This is a genomic window from Ramlibacter sp., assembly GCF_013697775.1.
Classification (GTDB): domain Bacteria; phylum Pseudomonadota; class Gammaproteobacteria; order Burkholderiales; family Burkholderiaceae_C; genus Ramlibacter.
Genome location: NZ_JACCWG010000344.1, coordinates 1 through 2,068 on the forward strand (window position 1 = coordinate 1; position 2,068 = coordinate 2,068).

Annotated in this window: 1 protein-coding gene; it reads left to right on the forward strand. The window is 70.0% G+C overall.

Annotation, left to right across the window (positions count from 1 at the left end; all coding sequences use genetic code 11):
* Nucleotides 1–78: 78 nt before the first annotated feature.
* Nucleotides 79–1,917, forward strand: coding sequence for a carbamoyltransferase N-terminal domain-containing protein (locus H0U68_RS17250; RefSeq protein ID WP_296357808.1), 1,839 nt, complete (start codon nucleotides 79–81; stop codon nucleotides 1,915–1,917).
* Nucleotides 1,918–2,068 lie beyond the last annotated feature (151 nt).

Consider the following 2,068-nt stretch of genomic DNA (forward strand, 5'->3'; position numbering starts at 1 on the left):
CGCGGGCACGCCGCGCAATCCCGAGCAGGCGCCTGCCGCGCTCCTGCACAGAACCTACGACCCGGCGGTGACAACATCATGAGCAAGTGCGTTCTCGGCATTTCCGCCTACTACCACGACAGCGCCGCGGCGCTGGTGCGCGACGGCGTCATCGTGGCGGCGGCACAGGAGGAGCGTTTCAGCCGCGTGCGGCACGACTCCGCATTCCCCAAGCACGCGGTCGGGTACTGCCTGGACGCGGCCGGCATCTCGCTGGACAGCGTCGACGCGGTGGCCTACTACGAGGACTCGCGCGTCAAGTTCGGCCGCGTGCTGGCCTCGTTCGCCGACGGCGGCCCGGCCGGGCTGAGCGCCTTCACGCGCATGCTGCCCGACTGGATGCGCTGGAAGCGCGACGTGCTCGACCGCGTGGAGCAGGAGCTGCTGTCGCTGCGGCGCGGCCGGGTGCGCGCCTTCCACACCACGCAGCACCACCGCTCGCATGCGGCCTCGGCGTTCTTTCCGTCGCCCTACCGCTCGGCCGCCGTGCTGTGCATCGACGGCGTCGGCGAGTGGCACACCACCTCGCTGTGGCACGGCCGCGACCGCGCGCTGGAGCTGTGCGACTCGATCTCCTATCCGCACTCGCTGGGCCTGCTGTATTCGGCCTTCACCAGCTACTGCGGCTTCAAGGTGGATTCGGGCGAGTACAAGCTGATGGGCCTGGCGCCCTATGGCCAGCCGGTGTTCGCCGCCAAGATCCGCGACCATCTGGTGCACCTGAAGCCCGACGGATCGTACGAGCTGAACCTGGAGTACTTCGAGTTCCTGCGCGGCGAGCAGATGATCGGCGAGGCCTTCGAGCGGCTGTTCGGCGTGCCGCGGCGCAACGGCGAAAGCCGCATCGAGCAGGTCCACTGCGACCTGGCCGCGTCGGTGCAGGCCGTGACCGAGGAGGCGGTGCTCGGGCTGGCCAAGGCGGCCATCGAGCGCACCGGCGAGCGCGAGCTGTGCCTGGCCGGCGGCGTGGCTCTGAACTGCGTGGCCAACGGCGTGCTGAGCCGCTCCGGCCTGTTCAAGTCGCTGTGGATCCAGCCGGCCGCGGGCGATGCCGGCGGCGCGCTGGGCGCGGCGCTGGACGCCTTGGTGCCCGAGTGCGGCCGCCCGCACCTGGCCGTGCCCGGCAGCGACGGCATGCAGGGCGCGCTGCTCGGCCCGAGCTTCTCCGACGCGCAGATCGAGCAGTTCCTGCGCTCGCACGGCTACCCGTACGAGCATTGCGGCGAGCAGGAGCTGTACGACACGGCGGCGGCCGAACTCGCCGAGGGCAAGGTCATCGGCTGGTTCCAGGACCGCATGGAATTCGGGCCGCGGGCACTGGGTGCGCGCTCGATCATCGGCGACGCGCGCGACACCGCGATGCAGCGCACCATGAACCTGAAGATCAAGTTCCGCGAGTCGTTCCGGCCGTTCGCGCCGGCGGTGCTGGCGGAAGACGCGGCCGCGTATTTCGACATCCGCCAGAGCAGCCCCTACATGCTGCTGGTGGGGCCGGTGCGCGAGAGCATCCGCGTGCCGCGGCCCGAGGGACAGATGGCGCCCGAGGGCCTGGGCGCCATCAACGAGGTGCGCTCGACGCTGCCGGCCATCACGCACGTGGACTATTCGGCGCGCGTGCAGACATTGACCGAGGACACCCATCCGGCCTTCACCCGGCTGCTGCGCAGCTTCAAGGCGAAGACCGGCTGCCCGGTGCTGGTGAACACCTCGTTCAACGTGCGCGGCGAACCCATCGTGTGCACGCCCGAGGAGGCCTACGCCTGCTTCATGCGCACCGGGATCGACGTGCTGGTGCTGGGCAGGTTCGTGCTGCGGCGCGACGGCCAGCCGGCGTTCACGGAAGAAACCGATTGGCGCGAAGCCATCCCATTGGATTGATCGAGGAGCACACCGACATGGCGCACAAGCTGCTTGCCTTTTTCCTGTTCGTTTTCGTCATCGTGCCGTGGGGCTGGCTGCGGCGCGGCAAGACCGCGCAGCAGGCCGGCGACTGGCACGCCCGCCGCAGCACCTGGGACCAGCGCGGCGC